This is a genomic window from Streptomyces sp. LZ34, from assembly GCF_053890475.1.
In genome coordinates this window covers 3,152,661-3,178,989 of sequence record NZ_CM132680.1, presented here as the reverse complement: position 1 = coordinate 3,178,989, position 26,329 = coordinate 3,152,661, and the positions used below count along the sequence as shown (strand labels likewise).

The window sequence follows — 26,329 nt, the reverse complement described above, 5'->3', positions numbered from 1 at the left end:
CTCATGCTCCTGCGGTGATTGAGGCGTTGATGACGTCGATGAAGTCATTGGGGGTCTTGCAGCTCTCGGCGCCCGGCTCGATCGGGGTGCCGTAGTGGTTCTCCAGCTCGCCGACGATGGCGAGCAGACCGAGCGAGTCGAGGCCGAACTCGGTGAAGGTCATCTCGGGCGACCCCGCGAGGACGGTCGGGTCGACGGTCAGGCCGGCGCACTTCTTCATGAGCGTGGCCAACTCCTGGTGGCTGAATTGACGGGACATCACATATCTCCTTCCGGGCCGCGGAGCACGAGCGCCGCGTTGTAACCCATGAGCCCCCGGCTGAGCACCAGCGCACACCGCAGCTCGGCGGGGCGGGGACTGCGGGTGACCAGGTCGAGCTCATGGCAGACGTCGGTGACATACGGCGTGGGCGGCACCATGCGGTGCTCCATGGCGAGCACCGCGGCCGCCACATCCAGCGCGGGAGCCGCGCAGTGCGCCCGGCCGAAGCCGGTCTTCGGCGCGGTCACCGGGACGCGGGTGCCGTGCCGGCCCAGGGCGTCGGCGATCGCCAGCGCCTCGGCCCGGTCCGCCTCCGGCACGCCGAGCGCGTCCGCGAACACCACGTCGATCTCCTCGGGCGCGCATTCCGCGTCCTCCAGCGCCACCCGGATCGCGCGGGCCAGCCCCTCCCGGGACCGCTCCCACTGCGAGGCCCCGGTGAAGGTCGCCCCATGGCCGCTGATGAACCCGCGGATCGGCACCCCGCGGCGCCGGGCCGCCCCCTCCTCCTCCACGACGAACATCGCCCCGCCCTCCCCGGGCACGAAGCCGCACGCGTCGGTGGTGAACGGCAGATAGGCCCGGCCCGCGTCCCGGGCCCGGCTGAGCTCCCGCCACCCCAGCTGGCACACCATCGAGTACGGGGCGAGCCCGGCCTCGGTGGCGCCCACGACGATCGCGTCCGCCCCGTGCCGGATCGACCGCCGCGCGTGCGCCAGCGCGTCCAGACCGCCGGCCTCGTCGTCCGCCAGCACGCCGCAGGGGCCCTTGAAGCCGCCGCGGATGGAGACCTGGCCGGTGCTGGCCGCGTAGAACCAGGCGATGGACTGGAACGGGCCCACATGGCGCGGCCCCTTGCCGTACAGCTGCTGGAGCTCGCGCTGGCCGAACTCGCCGCCCCCGGAACCGGCCGCGGTCACCACCCCCACGGCGAACGGCGACAGGTCGTCGACCGGCAGCCGTGAGTCCTCCAGCGCGAGGTCGGCCGCGGCCAGCGCGACATGGGTGAAGCGGTCGGTCTGGACCAGCAGCCGCTCCTCGATCATCGTGGCCGGGTCGAAGCCGCGGATCTGGCCCGCGACCCGGACCGGGAAGTTCTCGCTGCCCCGGCGGGTGAGCCGGTCCAGGAAACTGATCCCTTCCCGGGTCGCCTTCCAGAAGGCGTCGGTGCCCACGCCGTTCGGCGCGATGACACCGAGCCCGGTCACCACCGCCCCACGGGAGCTCATGCGCCTCCCTCCCGCTACGCTCATGCCGCACCCCCCGCCCGGCTCAGCACCACCGCGGACTGGAAGCCGCCGAACCCGCTGCCGACCGACAGCACATTGCGCAGCGGCAGGGCGCGCGCCGTGCGCGGGACATAGTCCAGGTCGCACTCGGGGTCCGGGGTCTCGTAGTTCGCGGTCGGCGGGACCACCCCGTGGGCCAGCGCCAGGGCGCAGGCGGCGAGCTCGATCGCGCCGATCGCCCCCAGCGAATGCCCCACCATCGACTTGATCGAGCTCATCGGCGTCTTGTACGCGTGGGCGCCCAGCGACCGCTTCACCGCGGCGGTCTCGTGCCGGTCGTTCTGCTTGGTGCCGGAGCCGTGCGCGTTGACGTAGTCGATCTCGGTGCTGTCGATACGGGCGTGGCCGAGCGCATGGTTGATCGCCTCGGACATCTCCAGGCCCTCCTGGGTCAGACCGGTCATGTGGTAGGCGTTGCCGTAGGTGGCGAACCCCTTGAACTCGCAGTACGCGTGGGCCCCCCGGGCCCGGGCGTGCTCCAGCTCCTCCAGGACCAGCACGGCCGCGCCCTCGCCGAGGACGAAGCCGTCGCGGTGGGCGTCGAACGGCCGGGACGCGTGGGCCGGGTCGTCGTTGTTCGTCGAGGTCGCCTTGATGGAGTCGAAGCAGGCCACCGTGAGCGGGGTGACCGGGGTGTCCGCCGCCCCCGCCACACACACATCGGCCCGGTTCTCCTCGATCGTCTGGAAGGCGTACCCGATCGCGTCAAGACCCGACGTACAGCCCGTCGAGACGGTCTGCACCGGCCCCTGGGCGCCCGCCAGCTCCGCCACGCCGGAGGCCAGCGCGCTCGGCGAGAAGGCGTGGTGCAGATACGGACCCGCCCGCCGGTGGTCCACGTCCCAGCGCGCGCCGGACTCGCTGACCTTGACGTAGTCCTGCTCCAGACGGGTGGAGGCGGCCACCGCGGACCCCATCGACACGCCTATCCGCCACGGGTCCTTCCCCCCGGGCGCAACCCCGGCGTCCCGCATCGCCTCGGTGGCCGCCACCAGCGCGAACTGCACATACCGGTCCGAGCGTTCGATCTGCTCGGCCGACAGTCCGCAGGCCACGGGGTCGAAGTCGCATTCGGCGGCGATCCGCGAGCGGAACCTCGCGGCGTCGAACAGCGTGATGCCGCGGGTCGCCGTGCGACCCGCGGTGAGCATGTCCCAGAAGGCCGGGACGCCCACGCCCCCGGGGGCGACGACACCGAGTCCGGTGACCACCACCCGTCGGGTCACGACGCCGCCTCGGCGGGCTCGGCGGTCTCGGTGTCCACATGGCCCAGCTCCGGGCGCGGGGCCAGCGGGCCGAGGTGGAAGACCATCCGGGCCTCGGTGTCGCCCACGTTGCGGAACCGGTGGCGCATGTGGGTGGGGATCAGCAGCGCCTGGTCGGCACGGAGCGGGTGCGCCGTCCCGTCCAGGTCCACTTCCAGCTCACCGCAGACGACGTACACGAACTCCTCGGAGTACGGGTGGTAGTGCTCGGTGACGCGCTCGCCGGGCTGCACGACGGCCATGCCCATGAAGCCGCTCGTGGCGCCCACCGTGGTGGGGGTGAGCATGGCGCGCACATCGCCGCCGCGGCGGCGGTTGGGGGCGACCGCGGACAGGTCGACGACGAGGTGGGACTGCGTGGTCATAGTGGCCTCCAGACGGCGGCGCGGCCGCCGCGCACGACGGATGAAAACTGGGTACGGGAAGGGCGGGAACAGGGAGACAGAGGGGACAGAGGGGGGGACAGAAAGGGGGAGGGGGAGTTCTCGGGGGAGGGGAGAGTGTCAGTAGTCCGCCGCGCGGCGGTCGGTGACCGGTTCCATGTCGCAGTCGGTGAGGAAGCGCCGCAGCCCCGCCTCGCTCGACAGATCGATCTTCTTCTTGCCGTCGTCACCCGCGTCGAGGAGCCGGCCCAGCACGGCGGCCGCGCGCGACCCGCTGACCCCGGCCGCCACCGCGAGCTCACGGTCGAGCGGCACGTCCATGTCCACCATGCGTACGACGATGTCGTCGCGCTGGAAGACCGTGCTGCTCACGATCGTGTGCTGCCCCTTGCCGCCGCCGTCCGCCATCGCCGCCTTCGCCTTGCTCACCGCGAGGTCGTCCTGACGGGCCAGCAGGCTGGCCACCGCCGGCCCGCAGCCTTCCTTGACCGGGTACAGCAGCATGTGGCGCTGGAGATGAGGCGGCCGGCTGGGGTCCGCCGTCAGGTGGTGCACCACGGGCAGCGCCGCCCGCATGAAGAAGTCCCGCGCGGCCTCCGGGTCGTCCAGGTCGCGGTCCTCCTCCAGATGCGGGTTGATGGCCTCCTCGACCGCCCGGACCTCCGGCTGCCTGGCCACATGGCGCAGCGCCGCCACCAGGTCGCCCTTGACCTCGACCGCCCGTACGACACGGTTGCCGCTCATGAACAGCGAGGTGCGGCACAGCCGCGTGTTCTCGTCCACCCGGGCCTCGGGCGGGGCGTAGTCGGCCAGGATCTTGGCCACGCTCTGCTCGCTGCCGGGCTTGACGGTGAAGGTCAGGGCGTGCCGCACCAGGCCGTCGCCGACCCGCGGGGCCAGCTGCACGGGGGGCGCGGCGCGGCGGCCGGACCCGCCCTTGGCCGAGGAGGTCTCCCGCAACACGCTGAACCGCAGGGACCGGGTGTCCTCCACACATCCGTGGAGGGGCTTGACCATCTCGCGGTGCGCGGGACTCTCCACCCAGCTCAGAAACGGCGGGGCGCTCTCCCACTCGCTGGTGATCAGCCACTGCGAGGGGTTCTCGATCGACTGGCACAACTGGTCGCTGATGTGTCCCGGGACCGCGGCCACCTGTTGGGACAACTGCTCGTAGGCATGCAAAAAACGCTCTTCGGCGCCCGCGTGCACCGACACCAGCAACACCACACGCAGCCGGGCGTCGGTGAGCATGGAATGCCGGGGCGGGGGCTCGGTCGTCGTCGTGGACTTCGCGCGCCGCGAAGTCTTGGGCAGGGTGCTCATAGGTTCCACTCCTCCTCCGGGGGCGTCCTTCGCCGGACGCGGCGCCCGTTAGACGATCGTGGAGCGCTCCCACGGATGCCGCGAGATATGTGAGCCATCCGGGCGAAGGGGCCCGCCAGACGCCTGACCAGGGCCAAAACCCCGGGAATAGCAGCGAGATGAATCCCCATGTCGATGAGCGTGTGCCAGTACTCGTCGTGGGCGGATCCCTGGTGGGACTGTCCGCCTCACTCTTCCTGGGCCGTCTGGGCGTTGGACACCTGCTCGTGGAGAAACACGCGAGCACCTCCACGCACCCACGCGGGCGCGGCAACAACCTCCGCACCATGGAGTTGTTCCGGACCGCGGGAGTGGAGTCCGCGATCCACGAAGCCGCGTCCGTCCTGGCCGGCAACCACGGCATCCTCCAGGCCGAATCCCTCACCGGAGTGGACCACCACTGGCTCTTCCGGGAGATCGACCCGGGCGGCGCCATGCGCGGGCTCAGCCCCTCCGGATGGTGCCTGTGCAGTCAGAACGACCTCGAACCCGTCCTGCTGCGGACCGCCCAGGAACTGGGCGGCGAGCTGCGCTTCTCCACCGAACTGATCTCCTTCGAGCAGGACGCCGACGGGGTGACCGCCGTCGTCCAGCACCGGGAGTCCGGGCGCACCTCCGTGGTGCGCGCCGACTACCTCATCGCCGCCGACGGCCCCCGCTCCTCCGTACGCAGGCGCCTCGGCATCGGCCAGACCGGCCGCGGCGAGCTGTTCCACAACGTCAGCGTCACCTTCCGCGCCAAGCGGCTCGCCGACGTGGTGGGCGACCGCCGCTTCATCGCCTGCTACCTCACCAACCCGGCCGCCGACGGGGCGCTGCTCCCGGTGGACAACGTCGAACAGTGGGTCTTCCACGCCCCCTGGCACCCCGAGACCGGCGAGACCCTGGAGGACTTCACCGACGAGCGGTGCGCCGAACACATCCGCATGGCCACCGGCGTCCGTGACATGGAGGTCGAAATCACCGGCAAGGCCCCCTGGCACGCGGCCGAACGGGTGGCCGAGCGCTACCGCGACGGCCGGATCTTCCTCGCCGGCGACTCCGCTCACGAGATGTCCCCCACCGGCGCCTTCGGCTCCAACACCGGCATCCAGGACGCGCACAACCTGGCCTGGAAACTCGCCGCCGTCCTCGGCGGCTGGGCCGGCCCCGGCCTGCTGGACACCTACGGCGCCGAACGCCAGCCGGTCGCCGTGGCCACCAGCGCCCGCGCCGCCGCGCGCTCCGCCGAACACAACCACCCCGGCTACACCGCACCACCGTCCACCGGCCGGCAGCGCGATGTGCTCGCGGTGGCCATGGGCTACCGCTACGCCTCCGACGCGGTCCTCGGCGCCGACCCCGCCACCCCCGTCGTCCCCGACCGCTTCACCGCCACCGGCGACCCCGGCAGCCGCGCCCCGCACCTGTGGGTCGACCGCGACGGCGTCCGCATGTCCACCCTCGACCTCTACGAGCGCAGCTGCGTCCTCCTCACCGGCCCCGAAGGCGCCGCCTGGCACGGCGCCGCCCTACGCGTCGCCGACCGCCTCGACATCCCCCTCGCCGCCTACCGCCTCGGCCCCGACCCCACCCACGACCTGACCCCCGACCCCGGCACCGACTGGACCGAACTCCACGGCACCACCCCCCAAGGCGCGGTCCTCGTCCGCCCCGACGGCTTCATCGCCTGGCGCGCACAGAACGCCGAGCGCGAGCCGGAGCGGGTCCTGACCGACGTCCTCCGATCCGTCCTCTGCCGCTGACGCCCGACCGATCCGGGCGGGCCCGGCCGACCGCGCTGCGACTTCGCGCCGGCCGGGCCCGCAGCCGGCTTGAGCCCGGAGCACGGCCTGCCGTGGCACCGCCTTCCCCCGAGGCGGAGATCGAGCGCATCAGGCGCGCGTGGAACCTTGTCCGTTGGTTCGCCGCTCAGCGGCACCGCCAGTAGTCGGTTCAGTCAACGAAGCCGCGCATTCGCAGGGAAGCCCGGATTGCGCACGTCACTCGACACGCAACGCGCGTCCTTCGCGGTGCCACTCGATGCGTACCAACCGCTCGTCCTCGGCCTGCCTGAAGAGGGTCACGTTGGTGACTCCCTCGCAAGCCGTCCGCGAGAGTATGTCTTTCTCGGTGCCTTGGGCGGCGCGCTGATCTGCGGTGATGAGGCACGCCCCGGGTGCACGGGGTCAGCCGAGATACGGCCGGTCGCGGTGTTCCAGGAAGTGGCGGAGTCGGAGCCGCTGGGTGTGGTGCATGGGGAGATCGGCAAGCTCCTCCGGCGGGACGAACCGGAGTTCTGTGGACTCCTTGGAGATCGCAAGCTGACCCCCGACGATGCGGGCGGTGAAGCATACGTTGAATTGTCGGCGGACCTCGCCGTCTGTGTAGGCGATGACATGGCGTGGGTCGGTGTACGTGCCGACGAGTCCGGTGATCTCTACGTCGAGTCCGGTCTCTTCCTTGACCTCGCGGACCGCTGTTCCCGGTAGCGAGTCGGTCATCTCCATGCCGCCGCCGGGCAGAGCCCAGAGGTCGTTGTCCCGGCGACGCTGGAGCAGGATGAGCCCGGTCTCGTCGGTGACGACGGCGGACGCGGCGACAACCAAGCTGTTCGGCCCGGGAGCGTCGGGATCGTCGTAGTACTCGGTCCGCGCCATGGGTCACCCCTCCTGCACCGGCGTCGCCGTCGCCCATACGGCGTCGAAGCTCTGGGCGTAGGTGTCGAACATCCCGCCCTCGTCGTGTCGGCGGAGGTGCCAGACGGGTGCGCCGTACGCGTTCACGCCCCAGACATGGGCGTTGACCATGAGTTGATCATCCGCACGGTAGAGCGAGTTGTAGAGGGTCGTTCCGTGCGTCCGGACCTCGATGCTCGGAGTGTCGAGCAGGGGCCGGTAGTGCATCAGGGCGAGTCGGCAGCGTGACTCGATGCCGTGGCCGAACTTCTCCTCCTGGCCGCGCTGCTGGACGTTGGGGCTGTCGGCGTCGCCAACGGCGATACGCACGGCGCAGCCTTCGGCGGCTCGCTCCCGTAGAAGATCGTTCAGGCGGGGGTACGCCTCGTGCAGGAAGACGGCGGCGTACACAAGTACATCAATCCGTTCGCGGGCCTGCGTCAGCATCTCCACGAACGCGGATACCGGGATGTCCGCGCGCTGCTCGTAAAGCGCCACGAGCTCGGGACTGACCGCGCGGGCGGCGCGCGCTTGGCGGAGCGCTGGCCATAGGGCGTGCACGTCTTCTCCTAACGTTTCCGCTGTCACCATGGCCGTGGTGCGTCGCGGCGTGCGGTTCAGATTGACCCATCTTTCAACAGATTTGGGATCCACCTCGACCTTTGCGGCGAGGGTGGCATACGTCCAGCCTCCGGCTGCCATGGCGGCGCGTAGCCTCTCGTTCGGCATCAGAGTCTCTCCCCACGTGTCGGGACGGCACTAGGGACGTTTTACCCGATGTGGGACGTCCCGAAGTGGGGTTTACGGGAGGTTCCTACGTCCTGATCACAGCGCGATGATCGCGAAAACACTCCCGCGACCGTTGCAGGCGGCCCGGGAGCGCGGTCAACGCTGTGAGGAGCGTCAACGTGAGGAAGACTATCGCTTGATTCGTGGAACGGCTGTTAGAGCTGGTGCTGCCCGCTCCAGGTCGACGCCGGGCCACCGAAATCCGGCCAGGTGTCCGGTGCCCAGATACGCCGACGAAGGCGGTGGCGTCATGAGCACGCGGCCCCGTCTGCTGCCGTGGCCGAGCGCGGCCGGGAAGCGCTGCTATCTCGTGACGGACGATGACGGCAACAGTCGTCTGGCGAGGCTCGCCGATGAGATGGAGGCAGTTCAGCTCAAGGCGGGGGCCGAACTTCTCGGCCATGCGGGCAAGATGCTCGGCGATCACAAGGTTGGCACGGGGGAACTGCGGTTCCTCGTGAAGTGCCTGAGTGAGGCGCTGCGCGATGCGTTGCGGGTCGCCGAGAGTCGGGGCGGGCGGCTGCCCGCCTGTGCCGATAGCGACCCGGACGACGACCTGGACGATGACCCGAAGCTTGAGAAGGGGGCGTGCGAATGAGCCGACCCCGGACAGGTGGGTCAGAAGGGTGGCAGGTCGGGCCCGTGCCGGGGCGGCGTCTGCGCCGTGAAAGGGATGGTCACCTTGCGCTGCCACTTCACGTCGTCCGTTCCGGGCAGCACGTCGCCCTTGCTTCACTGGTGTTGACGGTGGCAGAGGCGGAGCAACTGCACGCGGCCCTGTGCTACGCGCTGGGCAACGAGCCCGCTCCTGCTGACGCGCCGGAATGCCGCGAGCCGATCCACTATCCCGGCGGCCGACAGCGGTACTGAGGGCTGCCCAACCTGGTCGGGCTCCACACACAACAACCTCATAAGCGATGCTGGACCACCCGCGCCCTTGGTTCGGCAACGTGGGTGGTAGGGCAGGGGGTTGCGAGCAGCTACGGCTGCGGACGGCTCGGGGCGATGCGGTTGGGGTTGTCAGCGGCGACGGCACGTGAAATGGCGTGTTGGCGCGGGCGGCGGTCCGGTGCCGTAAGGCAAGCTGCACGGCACAGCCGGGGATGGCGAGTCGGCGTGCGGTGTCCTCATGGCCACCTGCCGCAACTGATCTCCTGACGCGACCTCGGCCCTGTTGATCCCATCGGTGTCAGACTCGACCATCATGAGCGACTGGTTTCTGCAGCGGGGCTACGGAGTCCGATTCGAGTGGGGCCCCATCGGCGCCCGGCGGCTCGCGCCGGACGTGGCCTGTCTCGTGGTGGTCGACGTGCTGTCCTTCACGACCTCGGTGAGCGTCGCCGTCGAGGCGGGCACCCGGGTCATTCCGTACGCCTGGCGCGACGAGACCGCGACCGCCTTCGCGCGGGACAAGGGCGCGGAACTGGCCGTGGGCCGGCGGGCTGCCACCGCGGCCGCCCCCTGGTCGCTCTCCCCGGCGGCGCTCCGGCGGGCGCCGTTCACTCCCCGGCTCGTGCTGCCCTCGCCCAACGGGTCAGCCATCTCCGCGGCGGCGGGCGGCTCGACGGTGGTGGCGGGCTGCCTGCGGAACGCGGCGGCCGTCGGCCGATGGCTGGTGCGGAGCGGCTACGGGAGCCCGGAACGGCCGCTCGCGGTGATCGCCGCGGGGGAGCGCTGGCCGGACGGATCCCTGCGGCCCGCGCTGGAGGACGCGCTGGGGGCCGGGGCGATCATCGCCGAGCTGGAGTCGCACGGCGTCGGCCCGCTGGCCCCCGAGGCAGCCGCCGCACGGTCCTCCTTCGCGCAGACCCTCGACGTGGCCGCTGCCGTCGCCGCCTGTTCCTCGGGGATCGAACTGGCCGAGGGCGGGTTCGCTGAGGACGTGGCCGTCGCGGTCGAGTTGAACGCCTCCGCGACCGTACCCGTGCTCACCGACGGGGCCTTCATCAGCTCGCCGGACACGACCCCGCAATAGCTGGGCCGGGGCTGGGCGCTGCGTTCTCGAAGGGTCTCCGGACCCAGCCCAGAGCGGGGGCAGCAGTTGAGGCAGGTTCTTGGCGTGGTCATCGACGAAAATGCACTCGGGGCCGGTCAGCCCCAGCGCGTCCAGGCACCGCTGGTAGATGATGGGGGACGGCTTCCTGACCTGCTCCAGTTCGGAAAGGATCATCGCGTCCCAGCCTGTCGACACCGAGAATTTTGCCGATGACCCGGTTCCAGTCCTCCTGTGTCGCACGACCGACCTCCAGGTCTGCGTAGACGCGGACGCCCTCGGGGTTGCGTCCGAGCGCGACGAAGTAGGCGCCGGGTTCGAGCCCTTCGGACTTCTCAAAGGCTTCTCCGTTCAGCCTCATTTGGGTGGTCAGCACGCCACCGAAGTCGAGGATCAATCCGCGATAGCGCAAGACAGCTCCTTGCTTGACGTGCGGGAGATACGGGGTTGGCTCTTTGCCAGTTGCGTGAGGCCGCTGAACCCTGGCTGTGCGGCTGGATGTCCTGCTGGTGGTACTTCGACGACGAGTCGCTCTGCTGGGGCACCAAGGCCGTGTGGTGCGCGGCGACCGGATCAGCCCGTCGCCTCGCCGTGTGCGCGGCGGCGGGCGCGGGTGCGGCGCCAGAGGGCGGGGGCGGTGCCGACGAGGACGGTCAGGGCGACCGCGGCGGCCACGCCCTCCCAGGGCCTGGCGAAGAGCGACCCGCCCAGGATGCCGATCAGCGCGTAGGTCCCGGACCAGGCCAGCACCGCGGGGGCGTCGCCGCGCGCGAAGCGGCGCATCGGCATGCGGGAGAGCAGGCAGGCCAGCATCACCGGGATCCGCCCGGCCGGGAGCAGCCGGGACAGTACGAGTACGGCCACCCCGTGCTCGTCGAGGCGGGTCCGCGCCTGGGCCAGGCGTTCGGGCGCGGCGCGGCCGTGGAGTTGGGCGAGCCAGCGGGAGCCGTTCTTCGAGCGGACGCCGCGGCGGCCGAGCCAGTACAGGGTGATGTCCCCGAGGAACGCCGCGAAGGACGCCACGCAGAAGACGACCAGCAGCGACAGGGGCGGCAGGCTCTGGTGGGTCGCCACCACCGCGGCCGAGCTCACCACCGCGCCCGTCGGCACCACCGGCACCAGCGAGCCCACCACCACCAGCAGGAACAGCGAGGGATAGCCCACCGCCTGCTGGGTCGACTCGGGCGGCACGCTCCGCGCGAGCTCGCCGAGCCCGTCGAGTACGTCACCGGTCATCTGGCGGTCTCCAGCCGTACGCACTCGCCGTGCCGCAGCGGATGCACCACCGCGTCGGGGGCCAGCCGCCCGGCGTGCCGGACGAAGTCGTCGCCGGGCGCGTGGAATTCGTGCGGCCGGACCCAGTCGAGGCCGATCGGCCAGTACGTGCCGTAGTGCACGGGCACCGCGCTGCGCGCGCCCAGCCGGGCCAGCGCCTGGGCGGCCCGGTGGGCGTCGAGGTGGCCGTGGCCGAGGTAGGGGCCCCAGCCGCCGACCGGCAGCAGCGCCACGTCGCAGTCGCCGACCGCCCGCGCCATGCCGTCGAACAGCCCGGTGTCGCCCGCGAAGTACGTTGTGGACTCGCCCCGCAGGACGTAGCCGAGCGCGGGCACCCGGCTCGGCCCGTACGGCAGCCGTCTGCCGTCGTGCGCGGCCGGCACGGCGCGGATCCGCACCTCGCCCACCGCGATCTCCTCGCCTGGCCGCACCTCCGTGACCCGCAGCTCCCGTGCCCGGGCCACCTGCCCCAGCCCCGGCACGGCCCGGCCCGCGCCGCGCGGCACCACCAGCCGGGTGCCGGGCCGCAGCCGCATCAGCGATCCGAGGTGGAGGTGGTCGGCGTGCAGATGGGAGACCAGCGTGACATCGGCGACCGCGGCGGCGGGCGGCGGCACGGGCCCCCGGCGGCGCCGCAGATGCGCCAGCCGCCGTACGAACAGCGGGTCGGTCAGCACCCGCACGCCGGAGTCCCGCACGGTGGTGGTGGCATGCCCCCACCAGGTGATCTCCACCGACACTCGGAGCCTCCCTCCTCGTCGTGCCGCCCACGCGGCGGGCGCATGTGCTCGTTGCATCCTCTCACCGCGCACGACGGCGGTTGAACGGCACTCCCTCGATGACACGAGGCCCGATGAGCGTGGTCGTGCCGGTCGTGCCCTGTCGCCCCCACTCGTTGTCCCGCCGGATATTCCGTGGCCCGGCGCCCGACCCGTACGGCACCATGGCCGCTTCCGGCCCCGAACCCGGCCCCGACCCCGCCTCGTGACAGCTCGACCGCGAAGGAAAGCCCCTACGTGTCCCTGGACCTGGACCTGGAACTCCACCGCCGCGCGGTGGTCGCCGACGCCCACAACGACCTGCTGATCGCGGTCGCCGCCCGCCCGCCGCGCCGCTGGGCCTCCTTCTTCCGCGACCAGTGGCTGCCCCAGCTGCGTGCGGGCGGGGTGGATCTGCAGGTGCTGCCGGTCTTCATCGAGGACCAGTTCCGCCCCGAGGGCGCGCTGCGCGAGACGCTGCGGATGATCGAGTGCGCGCACACCCTGGCCGAGGGCAACGCGGACGAGGTACGGCTGTGCCTGGACGGGGACGACATCGACCGCGCCCTGGCCGAGGGCAGGATCGCGCTGGTCCTGGCGCTGGAGAGCGCCCCCGGGCTGGACGCGAACGTGGAGCTCATCCCGACCCTGCACCGGCTCGGGGTGCGCATGGCGTCCATCGCCCACTGGGGCCGTACCGCCCTGGCCGACGGCAGCGGTGAGGACGCCACCGGCAGCCGGCTCACCGAGGCGGGGGTGGCGGCGCTGGCGGAGATGGAGCGCCTGGGGATCCTCTTCGACGTCTCCCACTTGGGCGCCTCGGGCGTCGCCCATGTGCTGGAGCTGGCCACCCGGCCCGTGCTGGCCACGCACTCCTCGGCCCGTGCCCTGCTGGACCACCACCGCAACCTCACCGACGAGCAGATCCGGGGCGTCGTCGCGACCGGTGGCATGGTGTGCGTGAACTTCCTCGGCGAGTTCCTGGCCACCGACCCCGCCGAGCGCACGGTGGACCGGCTGGCCGATCACCTCCTGCATATCGCCGGGGTCGCGGGCGTGGACCGGGTGGGCCTGGGGCCCGACTTCATCAAGGAGGTCAGCGCGGACACCAGCCCGCCGTGCTGCGAGGACCTGGAGTACGCCGAGCTGGTGGTGCCCGGCCTGGAAGGCCCCCGCGGCCTGCCCCTGGTGACGGAGGCGCTGGTCCGCAGGGGCCTTCCCGAGGCCGACATCCTCAAGATCCTCGGCGGAAACGTCCTGGAGCTGTTCCGCAAGGAGCTCGGCCGCCCCGCGTGAGCCGTCACCGTTCGTCACTGCTCGTTACCGGTCGTCACTGCTCCGGCGCGGCTCCCGTCCTGAGGTGTACGACGTTGGACCCCTTGCCGTAGGAGAAGGCCCGCACCCGATACGCGGCCCGTTTCTCGTTCGGCAGGGTGATCAGGCCGAAGGAGTTGATGTCCGGGTCCAGGACGGCGACCGGCCGGAAGCGGTCGCCGCCCCGCGGCCGGTCCTCCAGCAGGTAGCCCTGCTCGTCGGAGGCGTGGTCGGTCCAGGTGAACCGGATGCCGTTGGCGTGCATGACGGTCGCCCTCAGGCCGGTGGGCGCGGCCGCCCGGGCCGTGGCGGCGTTTCTGACGGAGCCGGTGCGCACCGCCGTTTGGCGCAGCGTCCGGGGCGGCGCCCACTCGTGGTCGTTCTGCTGCTCCTTCGCCGTGAACTTCCCCTTCGGCAGCCGCACTTCGACGGGGTGCGAGACGGGCCCGTAGTAGGGGCGCACGCGGTAGTAGAAGGGTGTCCGGGGCATCAGGTCGGGGTGCTTGTACGAGGTCTGGTTGAGCGGGACGTACTCCAGGATCGTGTACGGCCCCTCGGGCTCGGTCGCGAACTCCACGATCCGCCCGGCGGCCCCCGGCTCCGTGCCCGTCCACCTCAGAGTGATGTCGACCGGCGAGGTCAGGGTCGCGGTGAGCCTGGTGCCGGTGGCCGAGGTGGTGGCGGAGGTGGTGGCCGATGCGGCGGAGCGGGCCGGGGCCGGGGACCCGGCCGGCTGCGGCGACGAGCAGCCGGCCAGGCCGGCGACGACGAGGACCGCCGCCGCCAGGGCTCGGAGCGCGCCGCTCACTTGCGCCAGAACTTGACGTTGCTCCACACCACCGTGGCCGGGCCGTTGCCACTGCTGGTGCGGTAGGCGCCGAACTTGTCGTAGAAGCTGCCGCCGGGGCTGTCGACGGTGTGCTTCAGCGATCCGTTGATGTAGGTGCGGTGTTCCTTGCCCACCTGGTGCACGGTGTTCACCCGCACCGTCGCGCCGACGGTCCCCGCGCCCGAGAGGGTGTCCCCGCCGTGCACGGCGTACAGCCGCCCGCCGCGCTCGACGGCCAGCATGAAGTACGGGCCCGCGTCGCCGTCCGTGTCGTTGAACGTCTGCTTCAGGCTGATCCGGGTGCCGCCCATGCTGGTGACCTTGAAGTACCCCTCGAACTGGCGGGTGCCGCCGGTGTACGTGTCGTACCGCCGCTCGGCGCGCTGGTCCCCGCTGGCGGTGGAGCAGGTGAGCTTGAAGGTCAGGTCGTCGACCTGACCGCAGCCCCGCTCCTGCACCTTGAACGAGGGGGACTCCGAGGTCCAGCCGCCGGGCTCGACCTCGGCGTGGGCGGTGTTCGCGGCTGTCAGCAGCAGTCCGCAGGCGGCCGAAACCGCGGCGATCGCGCGGTGTTTCCCCGACATCTCGCGCTCCTCTACTTGACCCAATAGTGGATGTTGCGGAAGCGGGCCTCGGCCCGGCCACTGCCGTGGTGGTACACGCCGTTCTTGAAGTGGCGGGTCGCCGGTCCCCGGTCGTCGACGGTCAGGACCAGCTGGTCGTCGGCGTAGACCTGGATCCGTCCGGCGTCCGCGTCGTGCGCGACCTTCAGGTTCCACCACTTGTTGTAGACGCCGGCCTTGATGACCTGGTCCGTGTAGCGCTTGACGGTGCCGCCGTTCTCGCTGGACACCCGCAGCATGATGTCGGTCGCGGGGGTGCCGGACGGGTGCTTGACCCGCAGGATCTGCATGAAGTCCGCGCCATTGGTGCCGGACGGGATGTACACGTCGGCGTCCCACATGTGCTTGCCCGAGGTGTACTCCTGCTTCCAGCGCATCTCGGTGCGCGGATCGGTCGAGCTGCCCTCTTCCAGCGGCTCGTCGGTGGAGTACACCCACATGGTGTGTGTCTTGGAGCCCGAGTCGTACTTGTAGCGCTCGTTCACGTCCAGGTTCCATGGCTTGTGCATGGAGTAGCTGAAGGACTTCTGCTGCCAGCCGTCCGTAGGCGACTGCACGGCGGGCACGGCAGACCCGGCGGGCACGGCAGACCCGGCGGGCACGGTCGGCGCGGCGGCCGGTCCGGCCGTCGCGGGTGCCCCTGATGCCAGGCCCGTCAGCGCTCCCACGAGCGCGGCGACGGCGATTCCCACTCTGATGCGTAACGCGGGCATGTGATCACCTCCAGTGTTCCGTTCTCCTGATGTCCCCCTGAATGGATCATGGTCTAGACCAAGAGTCACGGTAGGCCTGTGCGCATGGCGTGTCCATATCAATGAACGAGATTCTTATAGGGAAACGACCCCGGCTGGAGAAACGACCCCGGCCGGGCCCGAGATCCGCTGTGACAGGCTGGGGGACGGCCCGCGAGTGCCGAGCGGGCCCGGAACACGAGGTGAGTGCGGCGTGCAGATGCCCCGTTGGAAAACCGTGGGCGCGGCCCTGCTGCGGGTGATCGCGGTGTGGGCGGTGTCCACGCTCACCATGCTGGCCCTCGCGGGCATCCTCCCCGACTTCCGGCTGCAGTCCGCCGACGGGGACAGCACCACCCGTGTCGCGATCACCGCCGCGAGCGGCGCCGGGGCCTTCGGTCTGCTCAGCGCGCTGGTGTGGCCGCTGCTGGTGCGGGCCCTGCTGCTGGTGCCCGCGTTTGTGCTCGGGCTGCTGGTGTTCGCGCTCAACGGCTCGCTGCTGCTGATCGCGCTGAATCTGACCCCGGACGGGCGCGGCGCCGCCGAGCCGGAGACCGCCGTGGTGGTCGCGGCCGTGATGTCCGCCGCGTCCTCGGCGACCAGCACGTTCCTGGCCGTACGGGACGACGGCGCCTACCGCCGGCGGCTGGCGCGGCTCGCAGACCGCCGACGGCGCCGTCGGCGCCGACAAGGTGAGACTGGCGGGCCGCCGCAGCCGCCCGGGACGGTGTTTCTCCAGATCGACGGCGTGGGACACGAGGTGCTGCGGGACGCGGTGCGGCCCCGCGGCAACCGGCCGCCGATCATGGAGACCGTCGCCGGCTGGGTGGACACCACCCATACGCTCACCCCCTGGCGCACCGACTGGTCCAGCCAGACCGGCGCCAGCCAGCTCGGCATCCTGCACGGCTCCACCGAGGACGTGCCGGCCTTCCGCTGGTACGAGAAGGAGACCCGGCAGGTCATCGTCAGCAACCGGCCGACCAGCGCGGCCGAACTCCAGCGCCGGGCCGCGGCCCGCACCGGCGACGAGGGGCTGCTCACCGTCGACGGGGCCAGCCGCGGCAACCTGTTCACCGGCGGTGCCGAGGAACTGGCCCTGGTGCTCTCGGTGGCCGCCCGGCGCGGCCGGCACAACCGCTCCCGGAGCGGCTACTTCGCGTACTTCAGGGACCCCGCGAACGCGACCCGTACCGCGGGCTCCTTCCTCGCCGAGATCTTCCGCGAGCTCGGCCAGTCGGCGCGCGCCAGGCTGCGCCGTGAGACGCCACGCGTGGGGCGGGGCGGGCTGTACCCGTTCATCCGCGCCTTCGCCACCGTCGTGGAGCGCGACGTCGTGGTCGCCGCCGTGATGGGGGACATCCTGTCCGGGCGCACCGCGATCTACGCCGACCTGGTGGCGTACGACGAGGTCGCCCACCACTCCGGGCCGCGCAGCCGCGACACCCACCAGGTGCTGCGCCGCCTCGACCGCTGCGTGGCGCTGATCGCCACGGTCGTCGCGCACGCGCCGCGCGACTACCGCATCGTGCTGCTCTCCGACCACGGGCAGAGCCCTGGCCCGACCTTCGCCGGCGCCTACGGCCTCACCCTGGAGGACCTGGTGCGGGCCGGTTGCGCACTGCCCGTGCCCCGCCGCGCCGGGCGCACACCGAGCGGCGCCGAGGCGCGCGAGGCGGCGCGCGCCGCGCTGCGCAGGCCCGAGCGGGACGGCGACGGGCACGGCCCGTCCGACCCGGTGGTGCTCGCCTCGGGCAACCTGGGGCTGGTGTCCTTCCCCGATGTGCCGGGACGGATGAGCCGCGAGGAGATCGACCGCCGCCACCCCGCGCTGCTGCGCACCCTCGCCGACCACCCCGGCGTGGGCTTCCTGCTCGTACGGTCCGATCGGCACGGCGCGGTGGTGCTGGGCGCGGACGGCGCCGAGCACCACCTCGACACCGGCCGGGTCGTGGGGCGCAGCCCGCTCACGGCCTTCGGGCACGGCGCCGTGGCCGCCGTACGGCGCACCGCGCGCTTTCCGAACGCCGCCGACATCATGGTCAACTCCGCCTACGACCCGGCGACCGGCGAGGTGCACGCCTTCGAGGGGCAGATCGGCTCGCACGGGGGGCTCGGCGGGGCACAGAGCCGCCCCTTTCTGCTGTGGCCCCTCGAGCTCAGCCCGCCCATCCGGCCGGGGGAGGAGCTGGTGGGGGCCGAGCGGGTGCACGCGGTGCTGCGGCGCTGGCTGCGGGAGGCGGACGGCCCGCAGATCCCGTGCCGGACGGCCTCCGCGGGCCAGGGCGCCGACGGGCGGCCGGGCGAGGAACCACGGCGCCTCGGCGATGTCGCCGCAGCATCTCCGGCGGCCCCGCCGCCCCTGCCGGACAAAACCCGCTGATTTTGTGTACCGTGCACCTTCCTTGACCATGGCGGAATGCATGACCCGCACCCCGCCCGCCGCTTCGGCCTGCCCACGGCGACCGCGCTCGTCATGGGCAACATCATCGGCGGCGGCATCTTTCTGCTGCCCGCCTCCGTCGCCCCGTACGGCACCGTCAGTCTGCTCGCCTTCGTCGTCCTGACCGTCGGCGCGGTCGCGCTCGCGCTGGTCTTCGGACGGCTGGCGGAGCGCGATCCGCGCACCGGCGGGCCGTACGTCTACGCGCGCGCGGCGTTCGGCGACTTCGCGGGATTCCTGTCCGCCTGGTCGTACTGGACCATGACCTGGGTGAGCAACGCGGCGCTTGCGGTGGCGGCCGTCGGCTATGTCCATGTGCTCGCCCCCGGCCACGAGTCCAAGGGTGCCGACCTGGCCGTGGCGCTGCTCGCGCTGTGGCTCCCGGCGCTAGCGAACCTGGCGGGCACGCGGTGGGTCGGCGCGGTGCAGATCGTCTCCACGGTGCTGAAGTTCGTGCCGCTGCTCTTCGTCGCCGTCGCCGGGCTCTTCTTCTTCGACCCGCACAACCTCGGCCCGTTCCACGCCGGCGGCGGCAGCGCGATCGGCGGTCTGTCGGCGGCGGCCGCGATCCTGCTCTACAGCTATGTGGGCGTCGAGTCGGCGTCGATGAGCGCGGGGGAGGTGCGCGACCCGGAGCGCAATGTGGGGCGGGCCAGCGTGCTGGGCACCGTCGGCGCCGCCGTGGTCTACCTCATCGGCACGGTGTCGGTCTTCGGCACCGTCGCCCACCGGGACCTGGTGAACTCCACGGCGCCCTTCTCCGACGCCGTGGACGCCATGTTCGGCGGCTCCTGGGGCGGCACCCTCATCGCCCTGGCCGCCGTGGTGTCCATCGTCGGCGCGCTCAACGGCTGGATCCTGATGAGCGCCCAGGCGCCGTACGCGGCCGCCCGCGACGGGCTCTTCCCCGCCGCGTTCGCCGCCAAGCGGCGCGGGGTGCCGACCTTCGGGGTGCTCGTCGGCACGGCCCTCGCCTCGCTGCTCACCGTCCTCAACTACACCTCAGGCTCGGGCGGGGTCTTCGAGTCCCTGGTCCTGATCACCACCTTCTCGGCGACCGTCCCGTATCTGCTGGCCGCCGGCGCCCAGGTCCACTTCCTGCTGTCGGGGCGCCGGGACGAGGTGCGCGCCGGCCGCTTCGCCCGGGACCTGGTGCTCGCGCTGCTCGGCTTCGGCTTCTCCTTCTGGCTGGTCGCGGGCGCCGGATACGCCGCCGTGTACCAGGGCACGCTCTTCCTCTTCGCCGGGGTGCTGGTCTACATCCTCATGGCCGCCCGCCGCGCCGCCGCCCGGCCCGGCCCCGAGGCTGCCACGGAGCCGGTCCCCCCGGGCGGCGCGCCCCCGGCCGCCGAGACCGTCGTCTGACCCCGGAAGCGCGGCGGCGAGCAGCACCCCGGCCCCGGCGACGGCCGCCAGGACCGCCAGTGTGGTGCCCCTCGCGGTGAGGGCCATCAGCATGGTCGCCGCCGCGACGCCCAGCGCCGGGCCGACGTTCAGGGCGGTCTGCTGAAGCCCGCCGGCCACCCCGGCGTGACCCACCGGCGCCTGGCGCACGATCACGGCCGTCGCGGTGACCATCACCGCGCCGAACCCGGCGCCGATCGCGAGGAAGCAGCCGCCGATCGCCACGGCCGTGGACTCCTCGTCGAGCCGGGAGAACAGCAGGACGCCGAGGGCGAGCAGCGCCATCCCCGCCATGGCCGTCCGGCGGGCTCCGTACCGGCGCAGCAGTACGGCACAGACGGGCGCGCCCAGCACCATCATCGCGGGCAGCGGCAGCGCTCTCAGCCCGCTCTGCAGCGGGTCCAGCGCGAGCACGTCCTGGAGGAAGTACGTGCCGAGGAACAGGGCCCCGAACATCGCGGCCGACGCCGCCACCAGGATGCCGAGCGCCGGGGCGACGGCCGCCGACCGCAGCACGCTCGGCGGCAGCAGGGGGTGCGCGGTGCGCCGCGCATGCCGGGCGAACGCGCCGCCCGCCACCGCCGTGACGAGGAACCCGAGCGCGGTCGCCGCCGGCCGGCCGGTCTCCGGCAGCGCGACGAGCGTGTGGACGAGAGACGCCAGCGCCACCGCGAGGAGGAGGGCGCCGGGCAGATCGAGCCGGAGATCGGGCACCCGCTTCGGCTCCGGGATCCGGACCACGAGCGCCAGGACACCGATCAGCAGCGCCGGCGCCACGGTGAGGAAGAAGACGGAGCGCCAGCCCAGCTGGTCCGTCAGCGCCCCGCCGACCAGCGGACCGGCCGCGGCCGCCACCCCGATCGCGCTGGTGCGCAGGGCGATGGGCATGCCGATCCGGTCCGGCGGGTACGCGGCCCGCAGCATGCCGAGGGTGGCCGGTTGCAGCAGCGCGCCGAACACCCCTTGGGCGACACGCAGGCCGATCACCCAGCCGACTCCGGGCGCCAGGCCGATGCCCGCCGACGCGGCGGCGAAGCCCAGGGTGCCGACGGCGAACAGCCGCTGGTGGCCGTACCGGTCGCCCAGGCGGCCGGCGAACACGAGCAGGCCCGCCACCGCGACGAGATAGCCGGTGCTGGTCCACTGCACCGCGGCGAACGAGGCGTGCAGATCCCGACGCATGGCGGGCTGCGCGATGGTCAGCACGGTGCCGTCCAGGGCGACGATCGCGGCCCCGGTGACGCTGCCGACGAGCGTGAGCAGCCGGTGGTGTTGTGGGCTCATCGCTCCTCCGGGCCCAGGTGCGCGTCCAGCGCGGCGCGCAGCAGCGGGTCGACGTCGTCGGTGGCCGTCGCGAGTTGGAGGCTGCCCCAGCCCCACAGCTGGGCGATGCCGTGCAGATTGGCCCACAGCGCGCCCGCGACGACCTGGGGCGCGGCGTCGGCCGGTGGCCGCGCCCGGGCGACCAGGTCGACCAGCACCTCGAAGAGCGGCAGGCTGGTCTCGCGCAGCCCGAGGTGGTCGCTCTCCAGCAGGTCATGGCGGAACATCAGCTCGAACATGCCGCGGTCGGTCAGCGCGAAGTCGAGGTAGACCCGCCCCAGTGCCATCAGCTGGGCGCGCGGCTCCGCCCGCCCGTCCCCGACCGCCTCGGCGACCCCGGCGGCCAGTTTGCCGAAGCCCTGACGCGCGATCGCGGACAACAGCACCAGGTGGGTGGGGAAGTAGCGGCGCGGGGCTCCGTGGGACACCCCGGCCCGGCGGGCGATCTCCCGCAGAGACAGGGACTGCATCCCCTCCCTGGTCACCAGATCCACGCCGACCTCGATCAAGCGGGACCGCAGCCCCGTGTCCTGCTCGCTCATAGACACTGTCTACCAGGAAGAGTAGACAGTGTCTACTGGGGTCACGATCCAGCCTGTTGGGCCAGAATGATGCACCGACACATAGGTGACGACTCGTGAGAAACCTTGAGGCCGACATGACTGAGCAGCAGCCCCCGACGCCCCCTCAGCCCCAAGGGCTTCCCCCGCAGCCCGCCGGCGTCCCGCCGCAGCCGGGCGCCGGCGTCCCGCCGCAGCCGGGACAGCTTCCCGCCGCGGTCCCGCTCCCGCCCCCGCGGCGGCAGGGCCCGATCTCGTTGCGCACCCCGCTGGTCACCGCGGCCCTCGGCCTGGTGGTCGGCCTCGCCGCGGTCGGCATACCCGTACTGCTCTCGGACGACGACGGCGGCGGGGGCTTCGGCGGCGGGGGCGGCAGCGGTGAACTCAGCGCTCCCGCGAAGCTCGACGGGCTCAGACCCTTCGCGGAGATCCAGCGCGCGGCGGGCGTCCCCAAGGCCGAGGAGATGGCGGACGCCATCACCAAAGAGGACCGCAAGAGCGGTGAGCGGCTGTCCGAGGCGTACGGCGGTGCCGCCGCCGTGGTGCAGCGGTACGCCGACAGCGATGTCCAGACGACCGTGACGCTGGTCGCGGTCCGTGGCCGGTCCCCGCAGCCGTACGTCCCCTACCAGGACCCGAAGCGCCTCGGCCTGGCCAAGCCGCAGGACGAACTCAAGACCTTCGGCGACGTCTCCTGCGTGCTGTACAACCAGCCCACCGCGGCCGGTTCCAAACCCACCGCGGACTCCGTGCACGTCAGCTACTGCCAGCGCACGGGCGACGGGCTCACCGTCCAGGTCCGCACGCTCGGCGGCGGTGTGGCCAACCAGCCCGACAAGGTCGCGGACCTGACCGAGAAGGCCTGGTCGGAACTGTCCTGAGCCGGGGTGTCCCGAGCCGGGCCACCGCCATTACCTGGCGGGTAATCGACCGGACGAGCCGTCGGCGGCAGGGTGGAGGCATCGGGTTCCGGGCCGGCGCACTCCGGCTCGGAACCCGGCCCCACCAGCGGATTCCATCACGAGGAGAGCCCTGCCATGACCGCCCAGCCGCAGTACGAGACCGCCGTCGCCCGCTACTTCGAGGCGTGGAACGCGACCGACGCCGAGGCCCGCGCCAAGGCCGTCGCCGCCGCCTGGAGCGAGGACGGCAGCTACACCGACCCGCTCGCCCAGGTCAGCGGCCACGACCAGCTCGCGGCGGTCATCGCCGGGGCCCAGGAGCAGTTCCCCGGATTCGTCTTCCAGCACACCGGGACCGTCGACGGACACCACGACACCGCCCGCTTCACCTGGGAGCTGGTCTCGACGGCCGACGGCTCCGCACCGGTCGCCGGGTCCGACGTGATCACGCTGGCCGAGGACGGCCGGATCCGCTCCGTCCTCGGCTTCCTGGACCGGGTCCCGGCGGCGCCTACGGCATGAGCCGCCGGAGGGTCTGCGCCGTCTCCGGGTCGGCCGGGAGAAGGGTCTCGATCGCCAGCTCGGAGACGGTGACGTCCATGGGGGTGTTGAAGGTCGCGATCGTGGACACGAAGGACAGCACATGTCCGCGGTGCTCGATCACCATCGGCAGCGCGAACGGCGCGTGGTCCCCGCCCACGGCCGCCTCCTCCCGGCCCCCCGCGCCCAGCGGATAGGCGCTGACCTCGTCGTACAGCTTCCGCAGTGGCGAGGACCGCATCAGCGCCAGCTGCCGCTCCATCTGCTCCAGCAGATGGCCGCGCCACTCGCGCAGATTGAGGATGCGCGGGGCCAGGCCGTCCGGGTGCAAGGTGATGCGCATCGCGTTCATCGGCGGCCGGAGGAGGTGGTCCGCGACCCCCTCCAGCAGCATCGCCATGCCCTGGTTCGCCGCCACCACCTGGTACATGCCGTCGACGACGATGGCCGGGTACGGGTCGTAGCCCGTCAGCAGCCGCTCCATGCCCTCGCGCAGCGGGCCCATCGACGGGTCGTCCACCGGGGTCTCCGGGTAGTGCGGCGCGTAACCGGCCGCGATCAGCAGGGCGTTGCGCTCCCGTACGGGTACGTCGAGGTGCTCCGCGAGGCGCAGCACCATCTCCTGGCTGGGCCTGGCCCGCCCGGTCTCGATGAAGCTGATGTGGCGGGCGGAGGAGTCGGCGCGCAGCGCGAGCTCGAGCTGGCTGATCCGTCGCCGGTCCCGCCATTCGCGCAGCAGCGCGCCCACCCCAGGGGCAATCACGGCAGTCGTCATGCCCCGAAGGTAACCGAACATGGATCTCCCGCCTCGCGTGCGGCCCGCGCGGGGCGTGGGAAGGTGGGACCAGTCACGACGGAAGGGACGGGCCATGGCAGTCGAGCCGCTGTCGAACGAGGAGATCGAGCGAGGCCTGGAGGACCTTCCCGGCTGGTCGCTGCGGGACGACCGGCTGGTGCGCGGGTACTCCTTCCCCGGCCACCCGGCCGCGGCCCGCCTGGTGGCCGAGGTCGCCGAGGCGCAGGAGGAGCTGGGGCACCACTCCGATCTGACGCTCGGCTACAACAAGGTCGGCGTCTCGGTGAACACGCACAGCGTCGGCGGCAAGGTGACCGAACTCGACCTCCGGCTCGCCCACCGCATTGAGGACATCGCGCGCGGGCAGGGCGTTGCCTAGATAAATCCGTGCGGATTTGATACGGGAGTTGGCCTGATCTGATCACTTCGTTAGCCTCCCGGCAGCCCCCCCCAGAAATGCCGCTCCGAGGAAGACGATGCAGTGACGAACCCCCAAGAACCGCAGGACCCGAGCAATACACCGGGCACGCCGCCCCCGGGCTGCCCCGCCCACGCCGCACGGCTGTACGGGCCTGAGTTCCGGCGGCAGCCGGCCGAGACCTACCGGCGGATACGACGCGACGGGCAGGTTGCCCGCGTTCTGCTCGAAGGCGACGTCGCCGCCTGGTTCGTCGTCGGCTACCGCGAGACGCGCCAGGTGCTGTCCGACGTCGATACCTACGGCCGGGACCCGCGCCGCTGGAACGGCTGGGACAGTGTGCCGCCGGACTGGTCCCTCATGCCGTGGGTGGCGTACAGCCCGATGATGCCCTTCACGGAGGGGGAGGAGCACCGGCAGCGCGCGGCGGCCGTCAGCGAGGTCCTCGCCACGATCGACCCCTTCGTGCTGCGCGGGCACTGCGAGCGCTTCGCCGACCAGTTGATCGACAAGTTCACCCTGAGCGGTAGCGCGGATCTGGTGTACGACTACATCTACTCGGTGCCCACCCTCGCCATGGGCGAGGTGTTCGGCCTGTCCGGGGACGAGGCCGGAATCGCGGCCCTGGCGGAGGGGCTGACCGTCTCGTTCGTCTCCGACACAGACGCCATGGCCGGCCAGCAGCGGGCCGCCGCGTATGTGGCGGGGCTGGTGAAGGCCAAGCGCGAGGCGCCGGGCCCCGACCTGACCTCGACGTTCCTCCTGAGCACCCCGTACCTCACCGAGGAGCAGCATGTCGCGGACGTGATGATGCTGATGGCGGCGGCGCTGCCGCTCACCTCGTACTGGATCGGCAACACCCTCCGGCTGATGCTCACCGACGAGCGCTTCGCCATGACCCTCACGGGCAACCGCCGCAGCATCGGTGAGGCCATGAACGAGGTGCTGTGGGCGGACTCCCCGCTCCAGAACCTCATCGGGCGGTACGCCACCCGCGACACCGTCCTCGGCGGTCAGCGCATCCGCACCGGCGACCTCGTCGTCCTCTGCCTGGCCGCCGCCAACGCCGACCCGCTGCTGTGGCCCGACGGCCTCGTCGGCCACGCCGGGAACCACTCCCATGTCGCCTTCAGCGGTGGCGACTACGGCTGTCCGGTGGGCGGCCCCGAGACGGCCAGGATCATCGCGGAGACGGCGATCGAGGTGCTGCTGGACCGCGTTCCGGACCTGACGCTGGCGGTCGCCCCCGACGAGCTGAAGTGGGCGGACTCCGTCTGGTACCGCTGTCTGGAATCGCTGCCGGTCACCTTCACCCCCACTCGGGTCGCCGGGGGCTAGTACCGCCCGGGACACGCGGCGGACATGCGGCGGCCCGCTTTGCGGAAACGGCAACAAAGTTTGTCGGTCGCACGGTGCGGGAGCAGGCTCGTGGCATGACCGGTCACCAGCACACCCACACCCACACCGACCACACACACGCCCACGGTGGCCCCGCCCATGGCGATCACTCGCACATGGACTGGGCCGCCTTCGGGCAGTTCCTCGAACAGAGCGCGGATGTATACACCCCCGCCGTCGAGCAGGCCATCGAGTGGCTGCGCGGGCTCCTCAGGCTCGATGAGGGACACGTGCGCCGCACGCTCGACGTGGGCAGCGGGCCCGGCGGCGCCACGTGCCTGTTCGCCCGTGCCTTCCCCGACGCCGAGGTGGTGGCCGTGGACGGCACCCCGGAGCTGCTGGCGCGGGCCCGCGACCGCGCCGCGCGGCTCGGGGTCGCCGACCGCGTACGGACCCACCTGGCCGAACTGCCCGACGGGCTGGCCGAGGTGGGCGACGCGGAGCTGATCTGGTCCAGCAGGGCGGTGCACCACCTGGGGGACCAGCAGGGAGCCGTCGACCGGCTCGCCGCCGCGCTGCGCCCCGGCGGGGTGCTGGCCCTGGTCGAGGGCGGGCTGTCGCTGCGCGCGCTGCCCCGCGACATCGGCATCGGCCGCCCCGGCCTGCTGACCCGCCTCGACGCCGTGCAGGAGGAGGTGTACACCGAGATGCGGGCCGAGCTGCCCGACGCCAAGGAGACGGTCGAGGACTGGCCGGCCATGCTCTCGGCGGCCGGGCTGACCGGGGCCCGCAGCCGCTCCTTCCTGACCGACCTGCCCGCCCCGCTCGACGCCCCGGCCCGCCGCCTGCTGCACGCCGACCTCACCCGCCTGTCCGAGGGGCTGGCCGACCGCCTCGACGCGACGGACCGCGCCACGCTCGACCGGCTGCTCGACCCGGACGACGAGGCGGGTGTGCTGCGCCGGCCGGACGCGTTCTGGCTGAGCGCACAGACCGTCCACGCGGCGGTCAGGCCCCGGTGACCGGACCCTGGTGACCGGACTTTGGTGACCAGGCCCCGCCCGTGGCCCGGTCA

27 protein-coding genes and 1 pseudogene are annotated in these 26,329 nt (G+C 72.1%); 12 read left to right on the top strand and 16 right to left on the bottom strand.

Going from position 1 to position 26,329, the window contains the following annotated elements:
* Window position 1: 1 nt before the first annotated feature.
* The 5 genes from ACWY4P_RS11955 to ACWY4P_RS11935 form a co-directional block, all read right to left on the bottom strand.
* Window positions 2-259 (bottom strand): acyl carrier protein, encoded by a 258-nt coding sequence (locus ACWY4P_RS11955; protein WP_456210510.1) that lies wholly within the window; start codon window positions 257-259, stop codon window positions 2-4.
* Complete coding sequence (locus tag ACWY4P_RS11950; RefSeq protein WP_456210509.1) at window positions 259-1,491, bottom strand: beta-ketoacyl synthase N-terminal-like domain-containing protein; 1,233 nt, start codon at window positions 1,489-1,491, stop codon at window positions 259-261. Before ACWY4P_RS11950 ends, ACWY4P_RS11955 begins: the two co-directional genes overlap by 1 nt.
* Window positions 1,492-1,511: 20 nt before the next feature.
* Window positions 1,512-2,777, bottom strand: coding sequence for a beta-ketoacyl-[acyl-carrier-protein] synthase family protein (locus ACWY4P_RS11945; RefSeq protein WP_456210508.1), 1,266 nt, complete (start codon window positions 2,775-2,777; stop codon window positions 1,512-1,514).
* Entirely contained in the window at window positions 2,774-3,181 is a 408-nt protein-coding gene (locus ACWY4P_RS11940) for a cupin domain-containing protein (RefSeq protein WP_456210507.1), read from the bottom strand. Before ACWY4P_RS11940 ends, ACWY4P_RS11945 begins: the two co-directional genes overlap by 4 nt.
* A gap of 138 nt (window positions 3,182-3,319) precedes the next feature.
* Window positions 3,320-4,522, bottom strand: a complete 1,203-nt coding sequence (locus ACWY4P_RS11935; RefSeq protein ID WP_456210506.1) for a SchA/CurD-like domain-containing protein — start codon at window positions 4,520-4,522, stop codon at window positions 3,320-3,322.
* A gap of 158 nt (window positions 4,523-4,680) precedes the next feature.
* Between ACWY4P_RS11935 and ACWY4P_RS11930 the strand changes: the two genes are divergently transcribed.
* Window positions 4,681-6,306 carry an FAD-dependent oxidoreductase gene (locus ACWY4P_RS11930; RefSeq protein ID WP_456210505.1) on the top strand — a complete coding sequence of 542 codons (1,626 nt, stop codon included), beginning with the start codon at window positions 4,681-4,683 and terminating at the stop codon, window positions 6,304-6,306.
* Window positions 6,307-6,729: 423 nt separating this feature from the next.
* Here the strand turns inward: ACWY4P_RS11930 and ACWY4P_RS11925 are convergent, their stop codons facing one another.
* Window positions 6,730-7,200 (bottom strand): NUDIX domain-containing protein, encoded by a 471-nt coding sequence (locus ACWY4P_RS11925; RefSeq protein ID WP_456210504.1) that lies wholly within the window; start codon window positions 7,198-7,200, stop codon window positions 6,730-6,732.
* Window positions 7,201-7,203: 3 nt separating this feature from the next.
* On the bottom strand, window positions 7,204-7,947 hold the full coding sequence (locus tag ACWY4P_RS11920) for an XRE family transcriptional regulator (RefSeq protein WP_456210503.1): 744 nt from the start codon (window positions 7,945-7,947) through the stop codon (window positions 7,204-7,206).
* Window positions 7,948-8,257: 310 nt separating this feature from the next.
* Between ACWY4P_RS11920 and ACWY4P_RS11915 the strand changes: the two genes are divergently transcribed.
* The 3 genes from ACWY4P_RS11915 (at window position 8,258) to ACWY4P_RS11905 (ending at window position 9,982) form a co-directional block, all read left to right on the top strand.
* The gene (locus ACWY4P_RS11915; RefSeq protein ID WP_456210502.1) at window positions 8,258-8,605 is read left to right on the top strand and encodes a hypothetical protein; all 348 of its coding nucleotides are present in this window, start codon (window positions 8,258-8,260) and stop codon (window positions 8,603-8,605) included.
* A gap of 149 nt (window positions 8,606-8,754) precedes the next feature.
* Entirely contained in the window at window positions 8,755-8,877 is a 123-nt protein-coding gene (locus ACWY4P_RS11910) for a hypothetical protein (RefSeq protein WP_358702876.1), read from the top strand.
* Between the two features lie 334 nt (window positions 8,878-9,211).
* Complete coding sequence (locus ACWY4P_RS11905; protein WP_456210501.1) at window positions 9,212-9,982, top strand: 2-phosphosulfolactate phosphatase; 771 nt, start codon at window positions 9,212-9,214, stop codon at window positions 9,980-9,982.
* Window positions 9,983-10,070: 88 nt separating this feature from the next.
* On the opposite strand, the gene ACWY4P_RS11900 is transcribed toward ACWY4P_RS11905, so the two are convergent.
* From ACWY4P_RS11900 to ACWY4P_RS11890, 3 genes are all read right to left on the bottom strand, one after another.
* On the bottom strand, window positions 10,071-10,412 hold the full coding sequence (locus ACWY4P_RS11900; RefSeq protein ID WP_456210500.1) for a hypothetical protein: 342 nt from the start codon (window positions 10,410-10,412) through the stop codon (window positions 10,071-10,073).
* Window positions 10,413-10,573: 161 nt separating this feature from the next.
* Window positions 10,574-11,236: a DedA family protein gene (locus ACWY4P_RS11895; RefSeq protein WP_456210499.1), complete on the bottom strand. Its 663-nt coding sequence runs from the start codon at window positions 11,234-11,236 to the stop codon at window positions 10,574-10,576.
* The gene (locus ACWY4P_RS11890) at window positions 11,233-12,015 is read right to left on the bottom strand and encodes an MBL fold metallo-hydrolase (RefSeq protein WP_456210498.1); all 783 of its coding nucleotides are present in this window, start codon (window positions 12,013-12,015) and stop codon (window positions 11,233-11,235) included. The genes ACWY4P_RS11895 and ACWY4P_RS11890 overlap by 4 nt, the downstream gene beginning before the upstream one ends.
* A gap of 288 nt (window positions 12,016-12,303) precedes the next feature.
* Here ACWY4P_RS11890 and ACWY4P_RS11885 point away from each other — a divergent pair, with 288 nt between their 5' ends.
* Window positions 12,304-13,329 (top strand): dipeptidase, encoded by a 1,026-nt coding sequence (locus tag ACWY4P_RS11885; protein ID WP_456212893.1) that lies wholly within the window; start codon window positions 12,304-12,306, stop codon window positions 13,327-13,329.
* A 34-nt stretch (window positions 13,330-13,363) separates the two neighbouring features.
* Here the strand turns inward: ACWY4P_RS11885 and ACWY4P_RS11880 are convergent, their stop codons facing one another.
* The 3 genes from ACWY4P_RS11880 to ACWY4P_RS11870 are packed head-to-tail and all read right to left on the bottom strand — an operon-like array spanning window position 13,364 to window position 15,512.
* Window positions 13,364-14,155: a fibronectin type III domain-containing protein gene (locus ACWY4P_RS11880; RefSeq protein ID WP_456210497.1), complete on the bottom strand. Its 792-nt coding sequence runs from the start codon at window positions 14,153-14,155 to the stop codon at window positions 13,364-13,366.
* Window positions 14,152-14,760, bottom strand: coding sequence for a hypothetical protein (locus ACWY4P_RS11875; protein WP_456210496.1), 609 nt, complete (start codon window positions 14,758-14,760; stop codon window positions 14,152-14,154). The genes ACWY4P_RS11880 and ACWY4P_RS11875 overlap by 4 nt, the downstream gene beginning before the upstream one ends.
* An 11-nt stretch (window positions 14,761-14,771) precedes the next feature.
* Window positions 14,772-15,512 (bottom strand): cinnamyl alcohol dehydrogenase, encoded by a 741-nt coding sequence (locus ACWY4P_RS11870; RefSeq protein ID WP_456210495.1) that lies wholly within the window; start codon window positions 15,510-15,512, stop codon window positions 14,772-14,774.
* 238 nt (window positions 15,513-15,750) lie between these two features.
* Here ACWY4P_RS11870 and ACWY4P_RS11865 point away from each other — a divergent pair, with 238 nt between their 5' ends.
* Window positions 15,751-17,913 (top strand): phage holin family protein, encoded by a 2,163-nt coding sequence (locus ACWY4P_RS11865; RefSeq protein ID WP_456212892.1) that lies wholly within the window; start codon window positions 15,751-15,753, stop codon window positions 17,911-17,913.
* Window positions 17,914-17,949: 36 nt separating this feature from the next.
* Complete coding sequence (locus tag ACWY4P_RS11860; protein ID WP_456210494.1) at window positions 17,950-19,338, top strand: amino acid permease; 1,389 nt, start codon at window positions 17,950-17,952, stop codon at window positions 19,336-19,338.
* Here the strand turns inward: ACWY4P_RS11860 and ACWY4P_RS11855 are convergent.
* Both ACWY4P_RS11855 and ACWY4P_RS11850 read right to left on the bottom strand, forming a co-directional pair.
* Window positions 19,339-20,661 (bottom strand): annotated as a pseudogene (locus tag ACWY4P_RS11855) (MFS transporter); the annotation flags it as partial.
* The gene (locus ACWY4P_RS11850) at window positions 20,658-21,242 is read right to left on the bottom strand and encodes a TetR/AcrR family transcriptional regulator (protein ID WP_456210493.1); all 585 of its coding nucleotides are present in this window, start codon (window positions 21,240-21,242) and stop codon (window positions 20,658-20,660) included. The pseudogene ACWY4P_RS11855 and the gene ACWY4P_RS11850, both read right to left, overlap by 4 nt.
* Before the next feature lie 116 nt (window positions 21,243-21,358).
* Here ACWY4P_RS11850 and ACWY4P_RS11845 point away from each other — a divergent pair, with 116 nt between their 5' ends.
* A complete protein-coding gene (locus ACWY4P_RS11845) occupies window positions 21,359-22,141 on the top strand; it encodes a hypothetical protein (protein ID WP_456210492.1) in 783 nt (260 codons plus the stop codon).
* Between the two features lie 156 nt (window positions 22,142-22,297).
* Window positions 22,298-22,684: a nuclear transport factor 2 family protein gene (locus ACWY4P_RS11840; protein WP_456210491.1), complete on the top strand. Its 387-nt coding sequence runs from the start codon at window positions 22,298-22,300 to the stop codon at window positions 22,682-22,684.
* Here ACWY4P_RS11840 and ACWY4P_RS11835 read toward each other — a convergent pair.
* Complete coding sequence (locus ACWY4P_RS11835) at window positions 22,674-23,477, bottom strand: helix-turn-helix domain-containing protein (protein WP_456210490.1); 804 nt, start codon at window positions 23,475-23,477, stop codon at window positions 22,674-22,676. The genes ACWY4P_RS11840 and ACWY4P_RS11835 overlap by 11 nt on opposite strands.
* A gap of 94 nt (window positions 23,478-23,571) precedes the next feature.
* Between ACWY4P_RS11835 and ACWY4P_RS11830 the strand changes: the two genes are divergently transcribed.
* From ACWY4P_RS11830 to ACWY4P_RS11820, 3 genes are all read left to right on the top strand, one after another.
* Window positions 23,572-23,877 carry a 4a-hydroxytetrahydrobiopterin dehydratase gene (locus ACWY4P_RS11830; protein ID WP_456210489.1) on the top strand — a complete coding sequence of 102 codons (306 nt, stop codon included), beginning with the start codon at window positions 23,572-23,574 and terminating at the stop codon, window positions 23,875-23,877.
* A 102-nt stretch (window positions 23,878-23,979) separates the two neighbouring features.
* Entirely contained in the window at window positions 23,980-25,254 is a 1,275-nt protein-coding gene (locus ACWY4P_RS11825) for a cytochrome P450 (RefSeq protein WP_456210488.1), read from the top strand.
* 95 nt (window positions 25,255-25,349) lie between these two features.
* Window positions 25,350-26,276: a class I SAM-dependent methyltransferase gene (locus ACWY4P_RS11820; protein WP_456210487.1), complete on the top strand. Its 927-nt coding sequence runs from the start codon at window positions 25,350-25,352 to the stop codon at window positions 26,274-26,276.
* Window positions 26,277-26,329 lie beyond the last annotated feature (53 nt).